Raw genomic sequence first — 17,363 nt, 5'->3', positions numbered from 1 at the left:
ACGCCATCTCCCCAGACGAGACGCGGACCGGGAAGTCCTAACCCCCGAAGAGTCCCTCCAGGAGTGCGCCGAGGCCGAGGGGATCCTCGTCCTCGGGAGCTTGTGTCGGCTCCTTGCTCGGAGCCGGGCGCGGCGTCACGCCGCCGGGCGGCGGAGCCTCGCTCGTCGAGGCGACCTGCAGTGCCTCGCTCATGTCGATCAGGCACAGCCGCCAGACGTCGGCGTCCACACCCTTCGGCGCCTGACCGAACGACTTGCCGGTGAGCCGCGGCGGCGCCGCCCACTCCTTGCCGGTGCGCTGCGCGACGCAGGTCTCCATCGCGGGAACCTCGTTCGCCGCCGCGTCCTCGGTCAGCATCGGGGCGAGCCGGGCGACCATCGGCGCGGGCGCGGCGGCCTTGGGCGTCTTCACGGACTCGCCCGCCACGTCGTGGATGACCGCGCACTCGGGCGACGTGCTGTGGCACCACGAGGCGCTCCACGTGTCCCGGTTCGAGTAGACGAACCCGCGCGGCTCCGCCGTCGAACGGTCGACCTGCAGGACCCGCATCCACACGCTGCCGTCGCCGAGCACGTCGAACGGCGTGACCCGGAGCGACGAGCCCGCTTCCGGCGCACCCGAGGGCGCGTCGCCGGGCTCCGGTGACGCGGGCGCCCCCTGCGCGCCCGCGGCACCACCGGTCACCGGGTCGTCGAAGACCAGGAACTGGTCCCCTTCCACCGCGCCGGAGAAGCCGAACACGAGCGCCGGTCCACCGTCGGCCGGCAGGATCATCGCGTCGGACGTGACGCCTCGCCACAGCAGCGTCCCACCGAGGTTCCCCGCACGGAGGTTCTCGAGGGCGGTGTCACCACCGGCGAGCAGCTCCAGGTCGGTGGCGCTGTGGCGCCCGTCGATCTTCGCCAGGGTCACCACCGCGAGATAGCGGTCGCCGCCCCCGGCGTCCAGACCGAGGTCGAGGACCACGGTGTCCCGGTCGACGGGGTAGGCCACGGGCTCTGCCACCGTTCGCACCCCGGGCGCGAGGTAGGCGAGGCTCGCCTCGGGATCCGGGAGGTCGGTGGGCGACGGCGCGGGCGGGTCGACCATCACCTCGCCCTCGGCCGTCGGTCCCGCACTGCTGGGCGCCACCTCGACCGGCGCGCTGCTCCAGAGACCCGGGATGCCGGGGAGCGCACCCGCGGCCCCCGCACCCACCGTGGCGAGCGCCAGCGTCGACGCCAGCGTCACGCTCGCACGCCGTGTGGCCTGCTTGCGTCGGCTCGACCGCAGGACGCTGTTCAGGTCCAGCGTCGACGCGGGTACCGCAGCGTGCGCCGACTCGCGGACCCGTGCGACGAAGTCGTCGTCGGGGGCGCCGTGGGAGGAGTTCATGTTCATCGGGTTCCGCCCAGTGAATCGATGTCGAGGATCGCGCGCAGGTGGGCGAGGCCGCGCGAGGCGGTGGACTTCACGGTGCCGAGAGGTATGCCGAGCTCGCTCGACACCTCGGACTCCGACAGGTCCAGCAGGTGACGCAGCACCACTACACGGCGCTGCTTCAGGGGGAGGCGCAGGAGGGCGCGCACGACGGCGTCGCGGTCGTCCACCGTGCGCGTCGGCATCCGGGCTGCCGCACGGGCGACGCGCACGTCGTCCTGAGGCAGGTCGTCGGGGCCGGTCAGTACCTCGCGCCGGGTGCGGCGCCAGGCGTCGATACGCAGGTTGGCCAGGACACGCCTGGCATAGACCAGCGGGTCACCCGCCCTGGCCTTGTGCCAGTGCCGGTAGCACCGCTCGAAGGTCTGCTGGGTGAGCTCCTCCGCGCGGTGCGCATCACCGCTCAGGAGGAAGGCCATCCGGTGGAGGGGATCTCTGGCCTCTCGCATGAACGCGGTGAACTCTTCGTTCTTCGAGATCTGTGCGTTCCTGCGCGCGTGAGTGGCCGTAGGCCGGTCTGTCCGCACGGGCAGCGAGGCTACGTCATCGACGTCCGCCGCCCCACCTCGGACCACCGTGAGCGGCCGGGTGGCCGGGGCCGTATCGGTCTTCGCGGTGTCGGTCTTCACGGGGGCGCCGCCCGACACCGGGTCCGGCGTCGTCGTGGATAGGGAGTCTGGGGTGTTCTGCTCGGTGGTCACGGTCTCCAGGTCGTCCGCAGAGCTGGAGTCGGCGCGCACGACGCGCAGGGTCACGGGCTTGGGGACCCGGGACTCTGGCGCTAGTGCGCGCGGACTCGTGACTGTCACGAACGGAACACGGGCCGGCGAGGCCGAAGGTTCCATCCAGTTCCACGATTTCTTTTCGAGCCCCGGCCGGAGCCCGCGCGCACCGCGTCGTCACCGCCGGAAGTCGAGCGTCCCCAGGAAGGTGTGGAGGTCCTGCCAACCCTGCTTGCCGCCGTCGAAATCGACCACCAGGAACAGGTTCTCGCCCTGACCCTCCTGGTGGACGTAGATGCTCGCCGAGTAGTAGTCGGGCTCGCCGTCCACGTTGTTGAGCGTCAGCTGGACCTCGGCGTAGTCGGCGCCGGGCACGTCGATCAGCTGTGACTCAGGCGCCGACATCGTCTGGCTCCACCAGTTGCCACCGGGCTTGCCGCCCTGGACGTAGACCCGTTCGAACGAGGTCATCTCCTCGGCTGCACGCTCCTTCTCCTCCTCGGAGGCGTCCGTCCACAGCTCGAGCGTCGCGGCGTCGATGCCCGGCTCGACGTGCGTGACTGTCGTTCCCGTCCACTCGACTCCTGGCGAGAACTGGCCCTCGGTCGGCGCGGACGTCCAGCCCTCCGGCACGCCGAACGTCAGGTCGTTGTGCTCGGTCTTCTGCCAGCCGGCGGGGATGCCCCGCTCGATCTTCGCCAGGGTCGGGTGCTCGAACTGCGGTGTGTACCAGTCGGGCTCACCCGCGTCCTTGAGCCAGAGGTTGCCGACGAAGTTCCGCAGCATGGTGTCGCCTGCCGCATCTGCGGAGAAGCGGGTCTCGATGATCCAGCCCTCGGCGCCACTACGGATCCGGATCGTCGCGGGGCGGACCTTCCCGTCCTTCCGGTGCTGCTCGATGACGACAAGATCGGCACCCTCGATGTCCAGGGTCGTGGCGCCGGAGTCCTTCGCCGGCACCGTCCAGTCCGCGACGTCGGTGACGTTCCGCAGCTCGAGCGTCGCGTCCAGGTCGTCGATGCTCATGTCGAGCGGATCCGGGTCGAAGCTCATCGCCATCGGGTGTTCGGGTTCGAGGAACCCGGCCACGCCGCCTGCGTTGACATCGCCGACCGCGGACCAGCCGCCCGGCGGGACCTCGTACCAGAGACCGCCGAGGATGTAGGGGTGGTGCCCGTCACCCTCGACCACCCCGCGCTCGACCGCGGAGAGCACCGGCAGCGTCCCGCCGCCGGTCTCCAGGTACTCCGTGGGTGCGGCCTCCGGCTCACCGCTCGGGCTCGGCGAAGGGCTCGCGCTGGCCGGCGCGGTCGCCTGGGCCGACTCGGCGGTCGTCTTGACCGTGCCGGGCAACGGCTCCTGCCGGTCGGCGTAGATCGCGCCGACCGCGCCGATGCCCGCGCCGGTGAGCGCGAGCGCCGCCACGCCCGCCGTCGCCGCGACCACCACCCGGCGTCGGCGGACGTTCCGCACCGCACGCACCGCCATGGTCGTCGGGTCCAGCGAGGTGGGCGGCTCGATGGCCGAGCCGGCCGCGCGGAGGCCGGCCATCATCGCTGCGTCCTGCTTCGAGTGGATGTCGTGCACGTTCATGATCGGCTCCTTTCGCCGTCGGGCACCACGAGGGTGCGCAGCCGCGCCAGGGCGCGTGAGGCGGTGGACTTGACCGTGCCGGTGGAGATACCCAGCTCGGCCGCGGTGTCGGACTCGGAACGGTCCAGGAGGTAGCGCAGGACCACCACCCTGCGCTGCTTGACCGACAGTGACATCAACGCACGGACGAGACGGTCGCGCTCGGCCAGCTGGGCGTCCGACGCCGGTGCGCTGCGCACCTGGGTGCTGCCCGCCGGGTCGTCGGTGAGCACCTCGCGACGGGTGCGGCGCCAGGTGTCGATGCGCGCGGTGGCCAGCACGCGGCGCGCATAGGCGAACGGGTCGCCGTCGCCCACCTTCTTCCAGGCCTTGAACGTCCGCTCGAGGGCGAGCTGCACGAGGTCCTGCGCACGGTGCTGATCACCGCAGAGCAGGTAGGCGATCCGGTACAGCGCAGGAGTGTTGGCCTGCGCGAAAGCCGTGAAGTCCACGACGGGGTCCACACCGCTCCGGACGACGACCATCTCGCCGGTGCTCGGCTGCACCCCAGGACTCACCGCTACCTCGCTCATCCCGCGCACCGCCCGGAGCCGTGTCCGGATACCTGCCCCGGCGCTGGTCTGCGGCGCCGTCCGCGTCGCTTCGTCTGCGTCATGCACCATAGACGCAGCCAGGGACCGTCGGGGTTGCGACCTTTCGGAACGGGTTCTTACGAGTTCCTCACGACGGCACCAGAACCCGGGTCCTCGCGACGACCGACCGTACCCTTCAGGAGTGGCCCGAGTCCTGGTGATCGACGACGACGCCACCGTCGCACAGGTGGTCGTCGCCTATCTCGAACGCGCCGGTGTCGTGGCCGAGCACGCCGCCGACGGCCCGGCAGCGCTGGCGGCCGCCGCCGAGAACCCGCCCGACGCCGTGGTGCTCGACCTCATGCTGCCCGGCATCGACGGCCTGGAGGTGTGCAGGCGCCTGCGTGCCGACCGCGCCGACCTGCCGGTGCTCATGCTGACGGCGCGGGGCGAGGAGGAGGACCGGGTGCTCGGTCTCGAGACGGGCGCGGACGACTACGTGGTCAAGCCCTTCAGTCCGCGTGAGCTGGTGCTGCGGGTGCAGTCGCTGCTCCGGCGCGCGGGGGTCGCCGTCGGTCCGGCGGCGGGTGCCTCGGCGGTACGAGCACCCCTGCCTCCCGTCGTCGGCCCGGCGCCCGCCCACGAGGCGCCCAGCGTCCTGTACGACGGCGATCTGCGCCTCGACCCGGCCGCGCACCGTGTCGTCCGCTCCGGGGCCGAGCTGCAGCTGACCATGCGCGAGTTCGAGCTGCTGCGCTGGTTCCTCACCCACCCGGGTCAGGTGCACGGCCGGGAGGCGCTCATGCGGGGCGTCTGGGGCTGGGAGTACGGCGACCGGTCCACCGTGACGGTGCACGTGCGACGGCTGCGCGAGAAGGTGGAGGCCGATCCGTCCAGGCCGACGCGGCTCGTGACGGTGTTCGGCGTCGGCTACCGGTGGGACGCCACGCCGCCCGCTGCCCGACGGGAGGACGGCGCGTGAACGATCTCGAGGGTGTTGTCCTGTCCGTCTCCGTGGCCGCGGTGGTCGGCGTGCTGGGCGCCGTCGCGCTGTTCGCCCTGGCCCGTCGCCGGGTGGGGCTCGCGGCGACCCTCGCGCCGCTCGTGGTCGTGGGCTCCGTGGCCGCGGGCGTCTACGCGAGCGCCCGGGCGATGTTCCTGTCCAACACCGACTCGATGACCGTCCTGCTGCTCCTGCTCGCGACGGTGCCGGTCGCGCTCGGCGTCGGCCTGGTGCTGACCGCGCGGATCCGCAGGGTCACCACGGAGGCGGCCGCCGACAAGGCGGCCCGCGAGCGCGACCGCGAGATCGAGGTACGCCGCCGGGAGATGGTGGCCTGGGTCTCGCACGACCTGCGCACGCCCCTGGCGGCGGTGCGGGCGCTGGCGGAGGCGCTGGAGGACGGCGTCGGCCGGGTGGACGAGCACGTGCCCCGGATCCTCGCCGAGAACCGGCGGATGGCGGCGATGGTCGACGACCTGCTCGCCCTCTCCCGGCTCCAGTCCCCCACGGCGACGCTGCGGCGCGAGCCGGTGGCCGTCGCCGACCTGGCCTCCGACGCGATAGCGGGCGCCCAGCCCCTTGCCGACTCCGGAGGGGTGCGGCTGGCGTGGGACGTCACCGACCCGGTGGTGACGTCGCTCGACGCGCAGCAGGTCGGACGCGCGCTGGAGAACCTGCTGGTGAACGCGATCCGGCACACGGGGCCGGGCGGCACGGTCCGGGTGGCCGTGGCGTACGCGGGGAGCGCGGCCGGCAGCCCGGAGGCGCCGGGCAGCGTGACGATCGCCGTCGAGGACGAGTGCGGCGGCATCCCGGAGGCGGACCTCGACCGCGTCTTCGAGGCGGGCTGGCGCAGCTCGGGGGCGCGCACCCCGGAGCGGGGGAACGTGCCGGGAGGCGGCGCGGGCCTCGGCCTCTCCATCGTTCGTGGAGTGGCCGAGGCCCACGGGGGTACGGCGTCGGCCACCAACACGCAGCGAGGCTGCCGCTTCACCCTCCACCTCCCCACCGCTCGTTGAGTGCTGGGTATTCGCCCTCGAAAGCGCGTTTCCAGGGCGAATACCCAGCACTCAACGGTGGTCAGAGGACGTGGGAGAGGAAGTTTCTCGTGCGTTCTTCCTTCGGGTTGTCCAGGACCTCCGTTGGCGGACCGCTTTCTACGATCACGCCGTCGTCCATGAAGACGACGTGGTCGGCGACCTCACGGGCGAACCCGATCTCGTGCGTCACCACGATCATCGTCATGCCGGACCGTGCCAGGTCCTGCATCACCGACAGCACCTCGCCCACCAGCTCGGGGTCGAGGGCCGACGTCGGCTCGTCGAACAGCATGAGCTCCGGGTCCATCGCGAGCGCCCGGGCGATGGCGACCCGCTGCTGCTGGCCGCCGGACAGCTGCGCCGGGTAGTGGTCCATCCGGTCGGACAGTCCCACACGCTCGATGAGCTCGAGCGCGCGGTCCTTCGCCGCCTTCTTCGACATCCCCCGGACCTGCACCGGCGCTTCCATGATGTTCTCGAGCGCCGTCATGTGCGGGAACAGGTGGAACCGCTGGAAGACCATCCCGATGCGCGAGCGCTGCTTCGCGACCGCCTTCGGGTGCAGCCTGTGGAGGGTCCCCTTGGCGTCCTTGCGGTAGCCCATGAGGTCCCCGCCGACGACGACGGAGCCGCCGGTGATCTCCTCCAGCTCGTTGATGCAGCGCAGGAGGGTGGACTTGCCGGACCCCGACGGGCCGAGGATGACCGTGACCTCGCCCCGCGCGACGTCGAGGTCGACGCCCTTCAGGACGTGCACGGCGTCCTGGCCGTGGCCGAACACCTTGTGCACTGCGCGGACGGAGACCATGTCCGTGGTGTCCGCCGGAGCGGCGGACGAGTCGGTGCCGACGCTCATGGCGTCACCTCCCTGTTCGGGTCTTCTTTCACGGTCCCGGCAGCGGCGATGGCGGCCTGTCTGCCACCCAGGCCCTTGCCGCGCCCGCGCCGCCCGGTGGCGGTGCCGAAGCCACGTCCGTAGTACTGCTCCAGGTAGTGCTGGCCCACCATCAGGATCGAGGTGATGAGCAGGTACCAGAGCGCGGCGATGACCAGGAACGGGATCGACAGGAACTGCCGGTTGCCCATGGCGGACGTCGCGTACGTGAGCTCGAAGGTCAGCGGCACCGCGACCACCAGCGAGGTGGTCTTCAGCATGGAGATGGTCTCGTTGCCGGTCGGCGGCACGATGACGCGCATGGCCTGCGGCAGGATCACGCGGCGCATGATCTTGCCGTCCTTCATCCCGAGCGCCTTGGCGGCCTCGGCCTGGCCCGGGTCGACGGACGTCAGGCCCGCGCGCATGATCTCGGCGAGGTACGCCGACTCGTTGAACGCCAGCCCGAACAGCGCCAGCCAGAACACGGTGAGGACGTCGTCGGTGCGGAACGAGAAGAACTCCGGACCGAACGGGATGCCGAGCGAGAGCCGCGGGTACAGCACCCCCAGCAGACCCCAGAAGATCAGCTGCGTGTAGATCGGCGTCCCGCGGAAGAACCAGATCCAGACCCAGCTCACCCAGCGCATCACCGGGTTGTCCGACCGGCGCATCATCGCGAGCGTCACCGCGAGGACCACGGCGATGGCCATGGACCCGAAGGTCAGGATCAGCGTCCACATGACACCGCGGATGATGACGACGTCGCGCAGGTAGAGCCAGACCACGTCCCAGCGGAAGTTGTCGTTCGTGATCAGCGCGTTGGCCGCCATGGCGGCCAGCACGAGCACGACCACGGCCGCGACGAGGCGGCCGGGCCGGGGCACAGGGCGTGCATGGATCCGGTTGGGCACCGGGTCGTTACCCGGTGCCGCGGTCTTGCTGGAGCTCATCTCGCCCCTCTTCTCTGTCCGGAGACGCTGGTCACTCGGCAGGGTTCAGCTCGGCCTCGTCCACGACGACGCCCTCGCTGCCCCAGCCGGCGAAGATCTCCTCGAGCGTGCCGTCGTCGATGAGCTTCTGCAGCGCGGCCTTCACGGCCTCGGTCAGCTCGTCGTCGTCCTGCGCGACGACGATGCCGTACGGCGCCGCGTCGTTGATCTCACCGATGGTCTCGACCTCGCCCGAGGTCTGCTCGACGGCGTAGGCCGTGATCGGCGAGTCGGCGTACATGGCCTGGAGCTTGCCGCCCACGAGGTTGGTGGTGACGTCGGCCTGCGACTCGTAGCGCACGACCTCGAGGGGCTCCTCGCCCTCGTCCTCGCAGTCCTTGGCGGCCTCGGTGAGCTCCTCGTCCTGGATGGTCGAGGTCTGCACGCCGATGGTGCTGCCGCACAGGTTCTCGGGGTCGAAGCCCTCGGGGTTGTCCGCGGCGACGCCGAACTGCGAGCCGGCGACGGCGTAGCTGATCATGTTCGCCTCGGCGGTGCGCTCGTCCGTGATCGTGAACGCCGAGATGCCCACGTCGTACTTGGAGCCGATGGCGGGGATGATCCCGTCGAACGCCGCCGTCTGGACGTCGGCCTCCAGGCCGAGCACCGCGGCCACGGCGTTGATCGTGTCGATGTCGAACCCGACCGGCGTCTTGCCGTCCACGTCGATGAACTCTGCCGGTGCGTACGCCGTGTCGGAACCGACGGACAGCGTGCCCTTGTCGGCGATCTCCTTCGGGAGCATCGCGGCGATCTCCGCGTCGGCCTCGATGGCCGACGGGTCGAACGATGCCGTGGCGCTGGCGTCGTCGGAAGCGGTACCACCGGCGGGCTGCTGTGACGCGTCGGTGCACGCGGTGAGGACGAGGGCGGCAGCGGTAAGTGCCGTGGCAGCGGTGAAGGCGGGAAGCCTGCGCATCAGGGGTCTCCTGGGTCGGATCGTTGGTGTGTCACGAGGCGCTACGACCCGGCAGATCTCCGTCATCAGGGGAGCAGAGGACCCGACGGCGCACTGGGCGCCTCGTGTGCGAGTCTCACCTAACCGTGACGCCCTCCTGGCGTAAACCCGGGAGATCGAGACCGATGTCACATTGTGATGTTTTGCGCGTCTCGTTAACGATTAATCCACTTACATGTGGTCTGACCTGCGCAAAGAACCCCGGCAAGCCGGCCGCTGGCCGACTTGCCGGGTGCTGCTCAGGTGTCGTGCTCGACGGGCTCGTCCGGCCGGTCCTCCGGACCGCCCTCGTGCTGCCAGCCGTGGGGGAACTCGGTCCGCTCGGGCCGCCTGGCGAGGGCGATGATGCTCACCGCGAGCCCACCCCACACGATGACGAGCGAGACGACCAGAAGGGCGATTGCTTCGCCGGTCATGACTTACCTCCGTAGGTGGGCCACGCATCGAACTTGTCGGGCTCGACCCGCCACCGCATCAAGGTGAGTACCGCGGCCCCGGCCACCAGAACGACGACGGTGCCCCACCCGGCGACGCCGAGATAGGACGCGGCGTAGCCCTCGTAACCGTCCTGGATCAGGCTGACGATGCGCGAGACGAGCATGTAGGTGAGCACCACCGGCCCGAGCACGATGATGCAGAACGACCACCAGCGGCCGACCTGGAGCGTCGAGACCGAGTTCAGGTGGAACCGCATCTCCTCGGTACGCCGCAGGACCCACCCGACGATCACTGTCGTGACCACCGCGGAACCGACGATGCCGATGTTGTTGGCCCAGTTGTCGACGGTGTCGAGGGCGATCAGGCCCGTGGTCGTGGAGAACCCCACCACCGAGATCACCGCCGCCACGACGCCGATCCGGATCGCGGCCTGCAGGCGCGTCCAGCCGAACTTCTCCTGGAAGGACGCCGAGACCACCTGCAGGATCGAGATCAGCGAGGTGAACCCGGCCATCACCAGGGAACCGAAGAACAGCGCGCCGAAGAGCGGCCCGGCCGGCATCTCGGACACGATCGCAGGGAACGTGACGAACGCCAGGATCGGGCCGGAGATGCCCTCGAGCTCGGCGATGGCCAGTGCCTGCTGGTTCGCGAGGAAGCCGAGCGCCGCGAACACGCCGATGCCCGCGAAGACCTCGAAGCCGGAGTTGGCGAACGCGACCACCAGACCCGGCGAGGTCAGGTTGGCGCGGCGCTTCCGGTAGGAGGCGTAGGTGATCATGATCCCGAACGCGATGGACAGCGAGAAGAAGATCTGACCGTAGGCGGCGATCCACACGGCCGGGTCGGCGATGGCGCCCCAGTCCGGGGTGAACAGCGCGTTGAGCCCGTCGGCAGCACCAGGCAGCGTCAGGGACCGGACGACCAGAGCGCCGAAGGCGACGAACAGCAGCGGGATGAAGATGAAGTTGACCTTCTCCACACCCTTCGCCACGCCGGCGGCCAGCACGACGATCGTCGCCACCCACACGAGGACCAGCGGGATCAGCACGGCCGACACGAAGTCGAGGGTGAACCACGGGTCGGCGCCGCCGACGTCGGCCAGCTGGAGGTAGCTGCCGGTGAAGAAGCCGGCGGTGTCGTCACCCCAGCTCAGGTCGAACGAGTACACGAAGTAGCTGAGCGCCCAGGCGATGATCACCGCGTAGTAGACGGCGATCACGAAGCAGATCATGACCTGGAACCAGCCGAGGCCCTCCAGCCAGCGCTTCAGCCGGCGAAAGGCCAGCGGTGCCGCGCCTCGGAACCGGTGCCCGATCGCGTAGTCCAGCAACAGGATCGGGATACCAGCCGTCAGCAAGGCCACCAGGTAGGGCATCATGAACGCGCCCCCACCGTTCTCGTATGCCACCCCCGGGAAGCGCCAGATGTTTCCCAGCCCGACAGCGGAGCCGATAGCGGACAGGATGAATCCCAGCTGTCCGCTGAACTCCTCCCGCTTCTCGGGCTCCGCGGTAGCTCTCTGCGCGTCGCTCATAACCTGATCCTCCGAGAAAATCACCCCGAACGCGAAATCGGGCTCATCAGGCGAGCAGCTCCTCGACGTATCCGCCGCGGAACTTGCCCGTCGGATCGAGGCGCGCGGCCAGGTCTGCGAAGTCCTCGAAGTGCGGGTACAGGCCCGGCAGGTCGGCAACAGGCACCGTGAACAGCTTGCCCCAGTGCGGGCGCGCACCCAGCGGCAGGAGCGCCGCCTCCACCTCGGGCAGGAGCTCCCGGACGGCCGGCCAGTCCTGCCGCCACGTGAAGTGGAACGCGATGCTGTCCTCGCCGGTGGTGCTGAGCCACTGGTCGTCGCCGGCGATCGTGCGGATCTCCGAGGTCAGCAGCAGCGGCCCGATCCGGTCCCCGAGCGCCCGCAGCGCGCGGACGGCGTCCGGCCCCGCGGCACGCGGCACGAGGTACTCCGACTGCAGCTCCTCGCCCAGCGACGGCGTGAAGTCCAGCCGGAAGTGCGGCAGCCGCTCGAACCAGGGTCCCGGCACCCCGCCCTGCTCGGTGCACGCGACCGCCGCGACGTCCGGCAGGGGATGCATGGGCTCGGTCGCAGGCGTGGCCCCCAGCTCGACCAGGAGCGTGGGCGCCTCGCCACCTGCCTCGCCGCCGGTCGAACGTGTCGCGACCTTCGACTTGCACCAGACCATCCGGACGTCCGGCTCGAACCAGCTCGTGAAGATGCTGACGGAGTACGCGCTGCCCATGACGGCGTCGAGGTTCTCGAACAGCGCGTCCCAGGGCAGGCCCGTGAAGACGTCCTGGCGCACGTCGAACGTCGGCACCGTCGCCAGCTCCACGCGCGTCACGATGCCGAGGGCGCCGAGCGCCACCACGGAACCGGGGAAGTCGGCGTCGCCGCGGCGCAGGATCAGCACCTCACCGGAGGCGGTCATCAGCTCCACCCCGACGACGTCGCCCGCGAGCGAGCGCGTCCCGTCACCCGAGCCGTGGGTACCCGTGGCGACGGCACCGGCCACCGAGATGTGGGGCAGCGAGGCCATGGCGCCCAGGGCGCGACCCTCGGCGTGCAGGCCGGCCGCGACCTCGCCGTAGCGCAGGCCCGCACGGACCGATGCGACACCCGTCCCAGGGTCTACCTCGAGGGACGGCCTGCCGTCGTCGAGCAGGTCGAGCTGGACGTGCACGCCCGTCGTGTCGGCGACGTCGCAGAACGAGTGGCACGATCCGAGGGCCCGGACGCGGGGCTCACCGGCGACGATGCCGGCGAGCTCCGCGAGGGTCCGGGGACGTTCGATGCGCTCGGAGGAGTAGGTGAGGTTCGCTGCCCAGTTCTTCACCGGACAAGGGTGCCACTCCTCCGACTGGTCGGGTTCCGGCTCAGGCGCTGGCCGCGGCGCTGCGGACGACCGGAATCCGCTGACTGATACCGACCATGTCCAGGACCTCCATCACGACGGCGGACGGCTCACGGAGCAGCACGGGCGAACCTGTCTCCTCGCCGAGCACGAACACCTGCAGGATGAAGGCGACCCCGGAGGAGTCGATGAACGTGACATCCCGCGCGTCGACGATGACGGGGTCGGGATCGGGTCGTGCGGCGAGCGTGGCCATCGCCGCGCTCGCGTTCTCGCGCAGCAGCGCGTCGATGTCACCCCAGAGGGTCAGCACCGTGCCCTCGTAGGTGTTCCGGCAGGCGATACCGGATCCCGGGCGACCGGGAACCATGTCCTGCGCTGAGTCTGACGGGAGAGGGTCCATGGGGTCATTCGCTCCGTCCTGCATTGGTCGGGCCTCGACTTCGTTAGACACTGACTTACCAACCGACTTTCAACGGTGACCTTGCACTGGCGACCTTGCACTGGCGACTTGGACTCTTCTTGGTTCTCTCTGACCGCTCCTTGGTCGGGAGGGGCAAGAATTGCCTAGGGCGAGTGTTCACCCGGCACATGGCTTCCGTCCACCCCCCAGGCGTTACGGTCACGTTGCACGGAGGCGAACTGCCGGCCTCCGCACCCTCGCGGGCCTGCTCGATCCCGGTCCGAGAACGCCTCAGACCGGGTCGGTCACGTCCGCAACCGTGGCGTCGAGCGCCGTCGTGAGATCAACGGCGTCAACCGTGGCACCCACACCGTGAGCACCCCCGCCGATCGACACCGGCCCCGGCTCGCTGAGCCGGGAGTCCGCGACGACGGGCCACCTGTGGAACGACCCGAACGGAGTGATGGTTCCCCTCTCATAGCCTGTGACCTCGAAAGCCACGTCCTTGCTCGGCATCGAGAGCCGGGAGACGCCGAGCAGCGCACGCAGCTTGGGCCACGAGATCTGCCGGTCACCCGGGACGAGCACGAACAGGTAGTCCTCGTCCGCCCGGCGCACCACGATCGTCTTGATCAGCTTCGCCGGTTCGACCCCGCGCGCGGCAGCGGCCTCAGCGAGGCTAGCGACCTGACCGTGTCGCGTCATCTCGAACGGGATACCCGCCGCCTCGAGCGCCGCGACGGCACGTTCTTCGCTCATGAAATTTCCTATCCCGAAAAGACGAGTCTTTGTTGTCTCGAAATATGGTCAAGACTTCGCCCAGGGGCAACTCAGAGGTCGTACTCGGTCCGTTCGGTGCGCCAGTACTCGGCCCCGTCCCGGGTGCGCTGCACCAGACCGTGGTCGACCATCGCACGCCGCATGCCCACCGGGTCGTGCGCGACCTCGTGCAGCCGGTCGGTCAGCTCACGTTCCGTCACCGGCTCCAGCAGGGTGGGCAGGACCCGAGACGCCAGGTAGCGGGTCACCGCCACCTTGTCGCGCCATTTCCGCGGCATCGACTCGAGTCGCCCGGAGCGCAGGAACCGCTGCGGGTCGCCGGCAGCGCCTCCTGGAGGAGACGCCGCGACGCGGTCGCCCGGGGCCTGCTCCGCCGTCATGTGGTGATCAGTCCTCGCCGCCTGACCAGGCTGAGCCGCTCGGGACGGCTCGCCGACAGAGCGGCCGCCGTCACCGTGGCCGGGGTTCCGTCGCCGCTCGCGTCCGTGGACCCGGCGGTCTCCGTGGTCTTTTCGGCCTCCGAGCCCTCTTCAGGTGCGCACGGGTCGTCCGCCGGCTCCTCGGCCCCGGTGCTCGGCGCGGGCGTCGGCTCGGGGCTGACGCTCGGCTCGGGCGAAGCGCTCGGCTCAGGTTCGGGTTCGCCGCCCGGGCACGTCGGGTCCGACGGCGACGGGCTGGGTGACGGGCTCGGCGAGGACGGCGACGGCGACGGGCTCGGTTCCGTCGGGGTCGGAGTCGGCGTGGGCGTAGGTGTCGCCGACGGCGTCGGTGTCGGCTTCGGTGTCGATGTCGCCGACGGCGTGGGTGTCGGCGTCGGCTTGGGCGTCGGCTTCGGCGGCTTCTGCGACGGCGGATTGTCGCCCGGCCGGTCGGACGGCTTCGAGGCCGGCGGCTTGTTATCGCCGCTGCCGTTGCTCGGCTTCGGGTCGAGCGCGGGCTTGTAGCGCGGGGTCGTGTCGTCCGACGGCACCCACGTACCGACGTCGGACGGGTCGATCGCGCGGTTCGGGATCGAGCCGGCAGCGAAGAACTCGAAGTGCCACGGCTCCGGCTTCGACCCGTCGAGCTGGGCCCACGACGGGTTGTCCCAGCCGTAGTCCGGGCCGTGCAGCCGCAGCCAGACGTACTCCGGTGAGCGGCCGCCGGCGATCGGGTTGCCGAGGTCCACCGCGATGCCCCAACCGTGGTTGGACGTTCCGGGGATCGCCGCGAGGTGCGGCTTGATACCGGCCAGGGTGACCTGGGCCTCGTAGGAGCGGTAGGAGTCGGTGATCGGGATCGGGTAGCCGAACTCCTGCTCGAACAGCTCGCTGAGCGCCGTCAGCCGTTCTGCCGCGTCACAGCGCAGCATGTGGCCGGACGCGAACTCCAGGGGGCACAGCACGTCGGTCGGGATGCGGCCGTTCGCGTAACCGGTGGTGGTCCCGCCGAACATGCCCACGACGTCGAGCAGGCTCTCGCGCAGCGAGAAGCCCTCGCGCTGCGTGGACCCGTCCACCTCGACGAGCGCGTTGGGCACCGACGGGTCCAGCATGTTCGCGAGCCGTACGGCGGCGATCACCACCTCGTCGTAGGTGATGTAGCCGGCCGTCGGGTCCTCGTCGTGCGGGTCGATGACCGACGTGCGCTCGTTCGACACCTGCACGGCAGGCGGGGCGTCGTCGTCGGTCCCCGGCCCCGGGCGGGCCTCGCGCTCCTCGGGCTCGCGCTCGTCGGCGTCCTGGTCGTCGTTGCCCTGGTCGTCACGCTCGCTGTCGGCACCCGCGGCCGGATCCTCTGCGCCCTCCTGGGCGCCGCGCGCCACCGGCGCGTCCTCGAGGCGGAGGCCCTTGTTGTTCTCGCCGAAGGCGAGCTGCTGCATCTGGTACGTCGTGTAGAGCATGCCGAGCTCGGCGGCAGCCTGCGCGATCGTGGGGCTGAAGTTGGGCCCCTGTTCCTGCGCCTGCTCCTCGGCCCGCTCGAGGACGGCGACGATCTGGGCGAGCGTGACGCCGTCGGGAGCGGTCTCCGTCTCACCGACCGTGACGCTCTGCAGCAGCCCGTAGAGCCTGATGGGCAGGTCGCCGCCGTTCCCACCGGCAAGGTGGGACGCGGGGACGCTCGCGGAAGCGCTGAACAGCACACCCACTGCGATGACGGTGGCGACCGCACCGGTCCAGGCGGTCCGGAAGTACTTGCGCAGACCCGCGCGGGAGTCGTGCGGACTTGGCTTCTTCGCCTCGTCGTTCACGCGTCGCCCCCTCGGTCGGTGCGCCACTTCGTGGTGCGCGGTACGTGCGTCTGGATCCTTGTACAGGCCTATCACGCCCAGGTGAACTCGAGCGGCGTAATTATCGGCCGCCCAGGGTGAACCGGTCCCCAGGGTCAGGCGCCGGACCCCGGGACGGATGACACCCCTGATCGCCAAGGGTAACGATTCGGGCGTACGGCGCAATGAAACCTTTCGTGGACATCTCGTGATGCCTCACACTGGCCCGCGTCCCAACGGGCGCACCCGCGCCCGCAGTCGAACGGCCGGAACAGTGGCCGTGAAAGGAAAGTCCCCCATGAGCGAGACCACGAGCGCCCCCGCCGACCAGGGCACGGTCCAGGACCCGAAGGCCAACACCCTGGCGATCGTGGGCTTCATCCTCGCGTTCGTCGCGCCCCCGATCGGGATCGTCGTCTCGGCGATCGCCGCCTCGAAGGCCGGCAAGGCGGGCCTCGACAGCAAGCTCTCGAAGTGGGGCCTCGGCCTCTCGATCGCCTTCACGGTGCTGTACCTCGTGCTGTTCGGCCTCGCCGGCTACGCGGCGCTCACCCTCCAGGCGGCCTGACCCGCCGAGACCGACCCGGGCGCCGCGACGTGCCCGGCAGCGCAACCTTGCGCACCCAGCAGCGCAGAGGCTGCCGTTCCCGGAGGAGCGGCGGCCTCTGCCGCTTGAATGGCTGGTACCGGTCTATCCAAGACCATTCGGATACTCCACAATATGGCCTGACATTTCATAAAACCTGCAACCAGGGGAGCACTACCGACATGACCACGCCCGACACCACGACTCCCGAGGCCGCTGTCGACCAGAGTGCGGCAGCCACCGCCACCGAGGTCGTGGAGACCGCGCCTGCCGCGCCGGAGGCGACGTCCGAGGCGAAGGCAGAGGCCGAGGCCCCCGCAGCCGAGACCGCGCCCGTCGAGGCCGCTGCCGCGACGTCCCCTGCCGAGGCCGTCACCGAGGCAGCTGTGGCCGTAGCGACCCCCGCGGCCGCCGAGACCGCCGTCGCCGCGCCGGCTGCCGCAGTCGAGGAAGAGGATCCGCAGACCGCGGTCTTCAGCCTCCTCACCTTCTTCCTGGCAGCCCTGCCGGTCATCGGCGTCATCCTGAACGCGATCGCCGTCGCCCGCGCCGGCAAGGAGGGCTTCGACCTGTGGCTCGCTCGCTGGGGCCTCGCGCTCGCCATCCTCGAGACGCTCGGCGCCCTGGCCCTGGTCGGCCTCGGCTACTACCTGGGCGTGCTGAGCGCCGGCTGAGCCGCCTGAGCCGCTCGACCCCTCAAGGTCCGCCTCCGCCCCGTCCACTCGCGCGGTCTCCCCAGACCCGCCGCGAGCGGCCGGGTGGGGGCGGACCTTACTGGTGGAGCGACATGGCGGACCTTGACCACAGACCGGGTGAAATTTCGCTAACCGTCACATCACGGTCATTTGGATGACACCGCCC

General features: G+C 70.3%; 18 protein-coding genes. 4 read left to right on the top strand and 14 right to left on the bottom strand.

Annotation, left to right across the window (positions count from 1 at the left end; genetic code table 11):
* Window positions 1-37: 37 nt before the first annotated feature.
* From ACNYC2_RS28390 to ACNYC2_RS28375, 4 genes are all read right to left on the bottom strand, one after another.
* The gene (locus tag ACNYC2_RS28390) at window positions 38-1,375 is read right to left on the bottom strand and encodes a hypothetical protein (RefSeq protein ID WP_419704934.1); all 1,338 of its coding nucleotides are present in this window, start codon (window positions 1,373-1,375) and stop codon (window positions 38-40) included.
* 2 nt (window positions 1,376-1,377) lie between these two features.
* Window positions 1,378-2,160, bottom strand: coding sequence for a SigE family RNA polymerase sigma factor (locus tag ACNYC2_RS28385; RefSeq protein WP_419704933.1), 783 nt, complete (start codon window positions 2,158-2,160; stop codon window positions 1,378-1,380).
* A 159-nt stretch (window positions 2,161-2,319) separates the two neighbouring features.
* Window positions 2,320-3,735, bottom strand: coding sequence for a hypothetical protein (locus tag ACNYC2_RS28380; protein WP_419704932.1), 1,416 nt, complete (start codon window positions 3,733-3,735; stop codon window positions 2,320-2,322).
* A complete protein-coding gene (locus tag ACNYC2_RS28375; RefSeq protein ID WP_419704931.1) occupies window positions 3,732-4,397 on the bottom strand; it encodes a SigE family RNA polymerase sigma factor in 666 nt (221 codons plus the stop codon). Before ACNYC2_RS28375 ends, ACNYC2_RS28380 begins: the two co-directional genes overlap by 4 nt.
* Before the next feature lie 112 nt (window positions 4,398-4,509).
* On the opposite strand from ACNYC2_RS28375, the gene ACNYC2_RS28370 reads away from it, so the two are divergent.
* The gene (locus ACNYC2_RS28370; RefSeq protein WP_419704930.1) at window positions 4,510-5,289 is read left to right on the top strand and encodes a response regulator transcription factor; all 780 of its coding nucleotides are present in this window, start codon (window positions 4,510-4,512) and stop codon (window positions 5,287-5,289) included.
* A complete protein-coding gene (locus ACNYC2_RS28365; protein ID WP_419704929.1) occupies window positions 5,286-6,329 on the top strand; it encodes a sensor histidine kinase in 1,044 nt (347 codons plus the stop codon). Before ACNYC2_RS28370 ends, ACNYC2_RS28365 begins: the two co-directional genes overlap by 4 nt.
* A 61-nt stretch (window positions 6,330-6,390) precedes the next feature.
* Here ACNYC2_RS28365 and ACNYC2_RS28360 read toward each other — a convergent pair whose 3' ends face one another.
* From ACNYC2_RS28360 to ACNYC2_RS28315, 10 genes are all read right to left on the bottom strand, one after another.
* Complete coding sequence (locus ACNYC2_RS28360; RefSeq protein WP_419704928.1) at window positions 6,391-7,206, bottom strand: amino acid ABC transporter ATP-binding protein; 816 nt, start codon at window positions 7,204-7,206, stop codon at window positions 6,391-6,393.
* The gene (locus ACNYC2_RS28355) at window positions 7,203-8,177 is read right to left on the bottom strand and encodes an amino acid ABC transporter permease (RefSeq protein WP_419704927.1); all 975 of its coding nucleotides are present in this window, start codon (window positions 8,175-8,177) and stop codon (window positions 7,203-7,205) included. Before ACNYC2_RS28355 ends, ACNYC2_RS28360 begins: the two co-directional genes overlap by 4 nt.
* A 31-nt stretch (window positions 8,178-8,208) precedes the next feature.
* Window positions 8,209-9,135, bottom strand: a complete 927-nt coding sequence (locus ACNYC2_RS28350) for an ABC transporter substrate-binding protein (RefSeq protein ID WP_419704926.1) — start codon at window positions 9,133-9,135, stop codon at window positions 8,209-8,211.
* A 278-nt stretch (window positions 9,136-9,413) separates the two neighbouring features.
* Window positions 9,414-9,590, bottom strand: coding sequence for a methionine/alanine import family NSS transporter small subunit (locus ACNYC2_RS28345; RefSeq protein WP_419704925.1), 177 nt, complete (start codon window positions 9,588-9,590; stop codon window positions 9,414-9,416).
* A complete protein-coding gene (locus ACNYC2_RS28340; protein ID WP_419704924.1) occupies window positions 9,587-11,149 on the bottom strand; it encodes a sodium-dependent transporter in 1,563 nt (520 codons plus the stop codon). The genes ACNYC2_RS28345 and ACNYC2_RS28340 overlap by 4 nt, the downstream gene beginning before the upstream one ends.
* A 46-nt stretch (window positions 11,150-11,195) precedes the next feature.
* The gene (locus tag ACNYC2_RS28335) at window positions 11,196-12,467 is read right to left on the bottom strand and encodes a D-arabinono-1,4-lactone oxidase (RefSeq protein WP_419704923.1); all 1,272 of its coding nucleotides are present in this window, start codon (window positions 12,465-12,467) and stop codon (window positions 11,196-11,198) included.
* A 40-nt stretch (window positions 12,468-12,507) separates the two neighbouring features.
* On the bottom strand, window positions 12,508-12,888 hold the full coding sequence (locus tag ACNYC2_RS28330; protein ID WP_357503951.1) for an STAS domain-containing protein: 381 nt from the start codon (window positions 12,886-12,888) through the stop codon (window positions 12,508-12,510).
* Window positions 12,889-13,179: 291 nt separating this feature from the next.
* Window positions 13,180-13,647, bottom strand: coding sequence for an aminoacyl-tRNA deacylase (locus ACNYC2_RS28325; RefSeq protein ID WP_116677347.1), 468 nt, complete (start codon window positions 13,645-13,647; stop codon window positions 13,180-13,182).
* Between the two features lie 71 nt (window positions 13,648-13,718).
* Window positions 13,719-14,048 carry a DUF2087 domain-containing protein gene (locus tag ACNYC2_RS28320; protein WP_419704922.1) on the bottom strand — a complete coding sequence of 110 codons (330 nt, stop codon included), beginning with the start codon at window positions 14,046-14,048 and terminating at the stop codon, window positions 13,719-13,721.
* A complete protein-coding gene (locus ACNYC2_RS28315) occupies window positions 14,045-15,898 on the bottom strand; it encodes a D-alanyl-D-alanine carboxypeptidase family protein (RefSeq protein WP_419704921.1) in 1,854 nt (617 codons plus the stop codon). The genes ACNYC2_RS28320 and ACNYC2_RS28315 overlap by 4 nt, the downstream gene beginning before the upstream one ends.
* A gap of 316 nt (window positions 15,899-16,214) precedes the next feature.
* On the opposite strand from ACNYC2_RS28315, the gene ACNYC2_RS28310 reads away from it, so the two are divergent.
* Both ACNYC2_RS28310 and ACNYC2_RS28305 read left to right on the top strand, forming a co-directional pair.
* Entirely contained in the window at window positions 16,215-16,484 is a 270-nt protein-coding gene (locus tag ACNYC2_RS28310; RefSeq protein WP_419704920.1) for a hypothetical protein, read from the top strand.
* A 200-nt stretch (window positions 16,485-16,684) separates the two neighbouring features.
* On the top strand, window positions 16,685-17,176 hold the full coding sequence (locus ACNYC2_RS28305) for a hypothetical protein (RefSeq protein ID WP_419704919.1): 492 nt from the start codon (window positions 16,685-16,687) through the stop codon (window positions 17,174-17,176).
* Window positions 17,177-17,363: the final 187 nt, after the last annotated feature.

Source organism: Promicromonospora sp. NFX87, assembly GCF_048564965.1.
GTDB lineage: Bacteria > Actinomycetota > Actinomycetes > Actinomycetales > Cellulomonadaceae > Promicromonospora.
Note: the sequence above shows the minus strand (reverse complement) of the source record. Positions and strands in the feature narration are given on the sequence as shown.

What these genes read in the sequence shown, in the direction of transcription:
- ACNYC2_RS28390 (WP_419704934.1), bottom strand. Translation starts at nt 1,375, where the DNA reads ATGAACTCCTCCCACGGCGCCCCCGACGACGACTTCGTCGCACGGGTC.
- ACNYC2_RS28380 (WP_419704932.1), bottom strand. Translation starts at nt 3,735, where the DNA reads ATGAACGTGCACGACATCCACTCGAAGCAGGACGCAGCGATGATGGCC.
- ACNYC2_RS28375 (WP_419704931.1), bottom strand. Translation starts at nt 4,397, where the DNA reads ATGGTGCATGACGCAGACGAAGCGACGCGGACGGCGCCGCAGACCAGC.
- ACNYC2_RS28360 (WP_419704928.1), bottom strand. Translation starts at nt 7,206, where the DNA reads ATGAGCGTCGGCACCGACTCGTCCGCCGCTCCGGCGGACACCACGGAC.
- ACNYC2_RS28355 (WP_419704927.1), bottom strand. Translation starts at nt 8,177, where the DNA reads ATGAGCTCCAGCAAGACCGCGGCACCGGGTAACGACCCGGTGCCCAAC.
- ACNYC2_RS28350 (WP_419704926.1), bottom strand. Translation starts at nt 9,135, where the DNA reads ATGCGCAGGCTTCCCGCCTTCACCGCTGCCACGGCACTTACCGCTGCC.
- ACNYC2_RS28345 (WP_419704925.1), bottom strand. Translation starts at nt 9,590, where the DNA reads ATGACCGGCGAAGCAATCGCCCTTCTGGTCGTCTCGCTCGTCATCGTG.
- ACNYC2_RS28340 (WP_419704924.1), bottom strand. Translation starts at nt 11,149, where the DNA reads ATGAGCGACGCGCAGAGAGCTACCGCGGAGCCCGAGAAGCGGGAGGAG.
- ACNYC2_RS28330 (WP_357503951.1), bottom strand. Translation starts at nt 12,888, where the DNA reads ATGGACCCTCTCCCGTCAGACTCAGCGCAGGACATGGTTCCCGGTCGC.
- ACNYC2_RS28325 (WP_116677347.1), bottom strand. Translation starts at nt 13,647, where the DNA reads ATGAGCGAAGAACGTGCCGTCGCGGCGCTCGAGGCGGCGGGTATCCCG.
- ACNYC2_RS28320 (WP_419704922.1), bottom strand. Translation starts at nt 14,048, where the DNA reads ATGACGGCGGAGCAGGCCCCGGGCGACCGCGTCGCGGCGTCTCCTCCA.
- ACNYC2_RS28310 (WP_419704920.1), top strand. Translation starts at nt 16,215, where the DNA reads ATGAGCGAGACCACGAGCGCCCCCGCCGACCAGGGCACGGTCCAGGAC.
- ACNYC2_RS28305 (WP_419704919.1), top strand. Translation starts at nt 16,685, where the DNA reads ATGACCACGCCCGACACCACGACTCCCGAGGCCGCTGTCGACCAGAGT.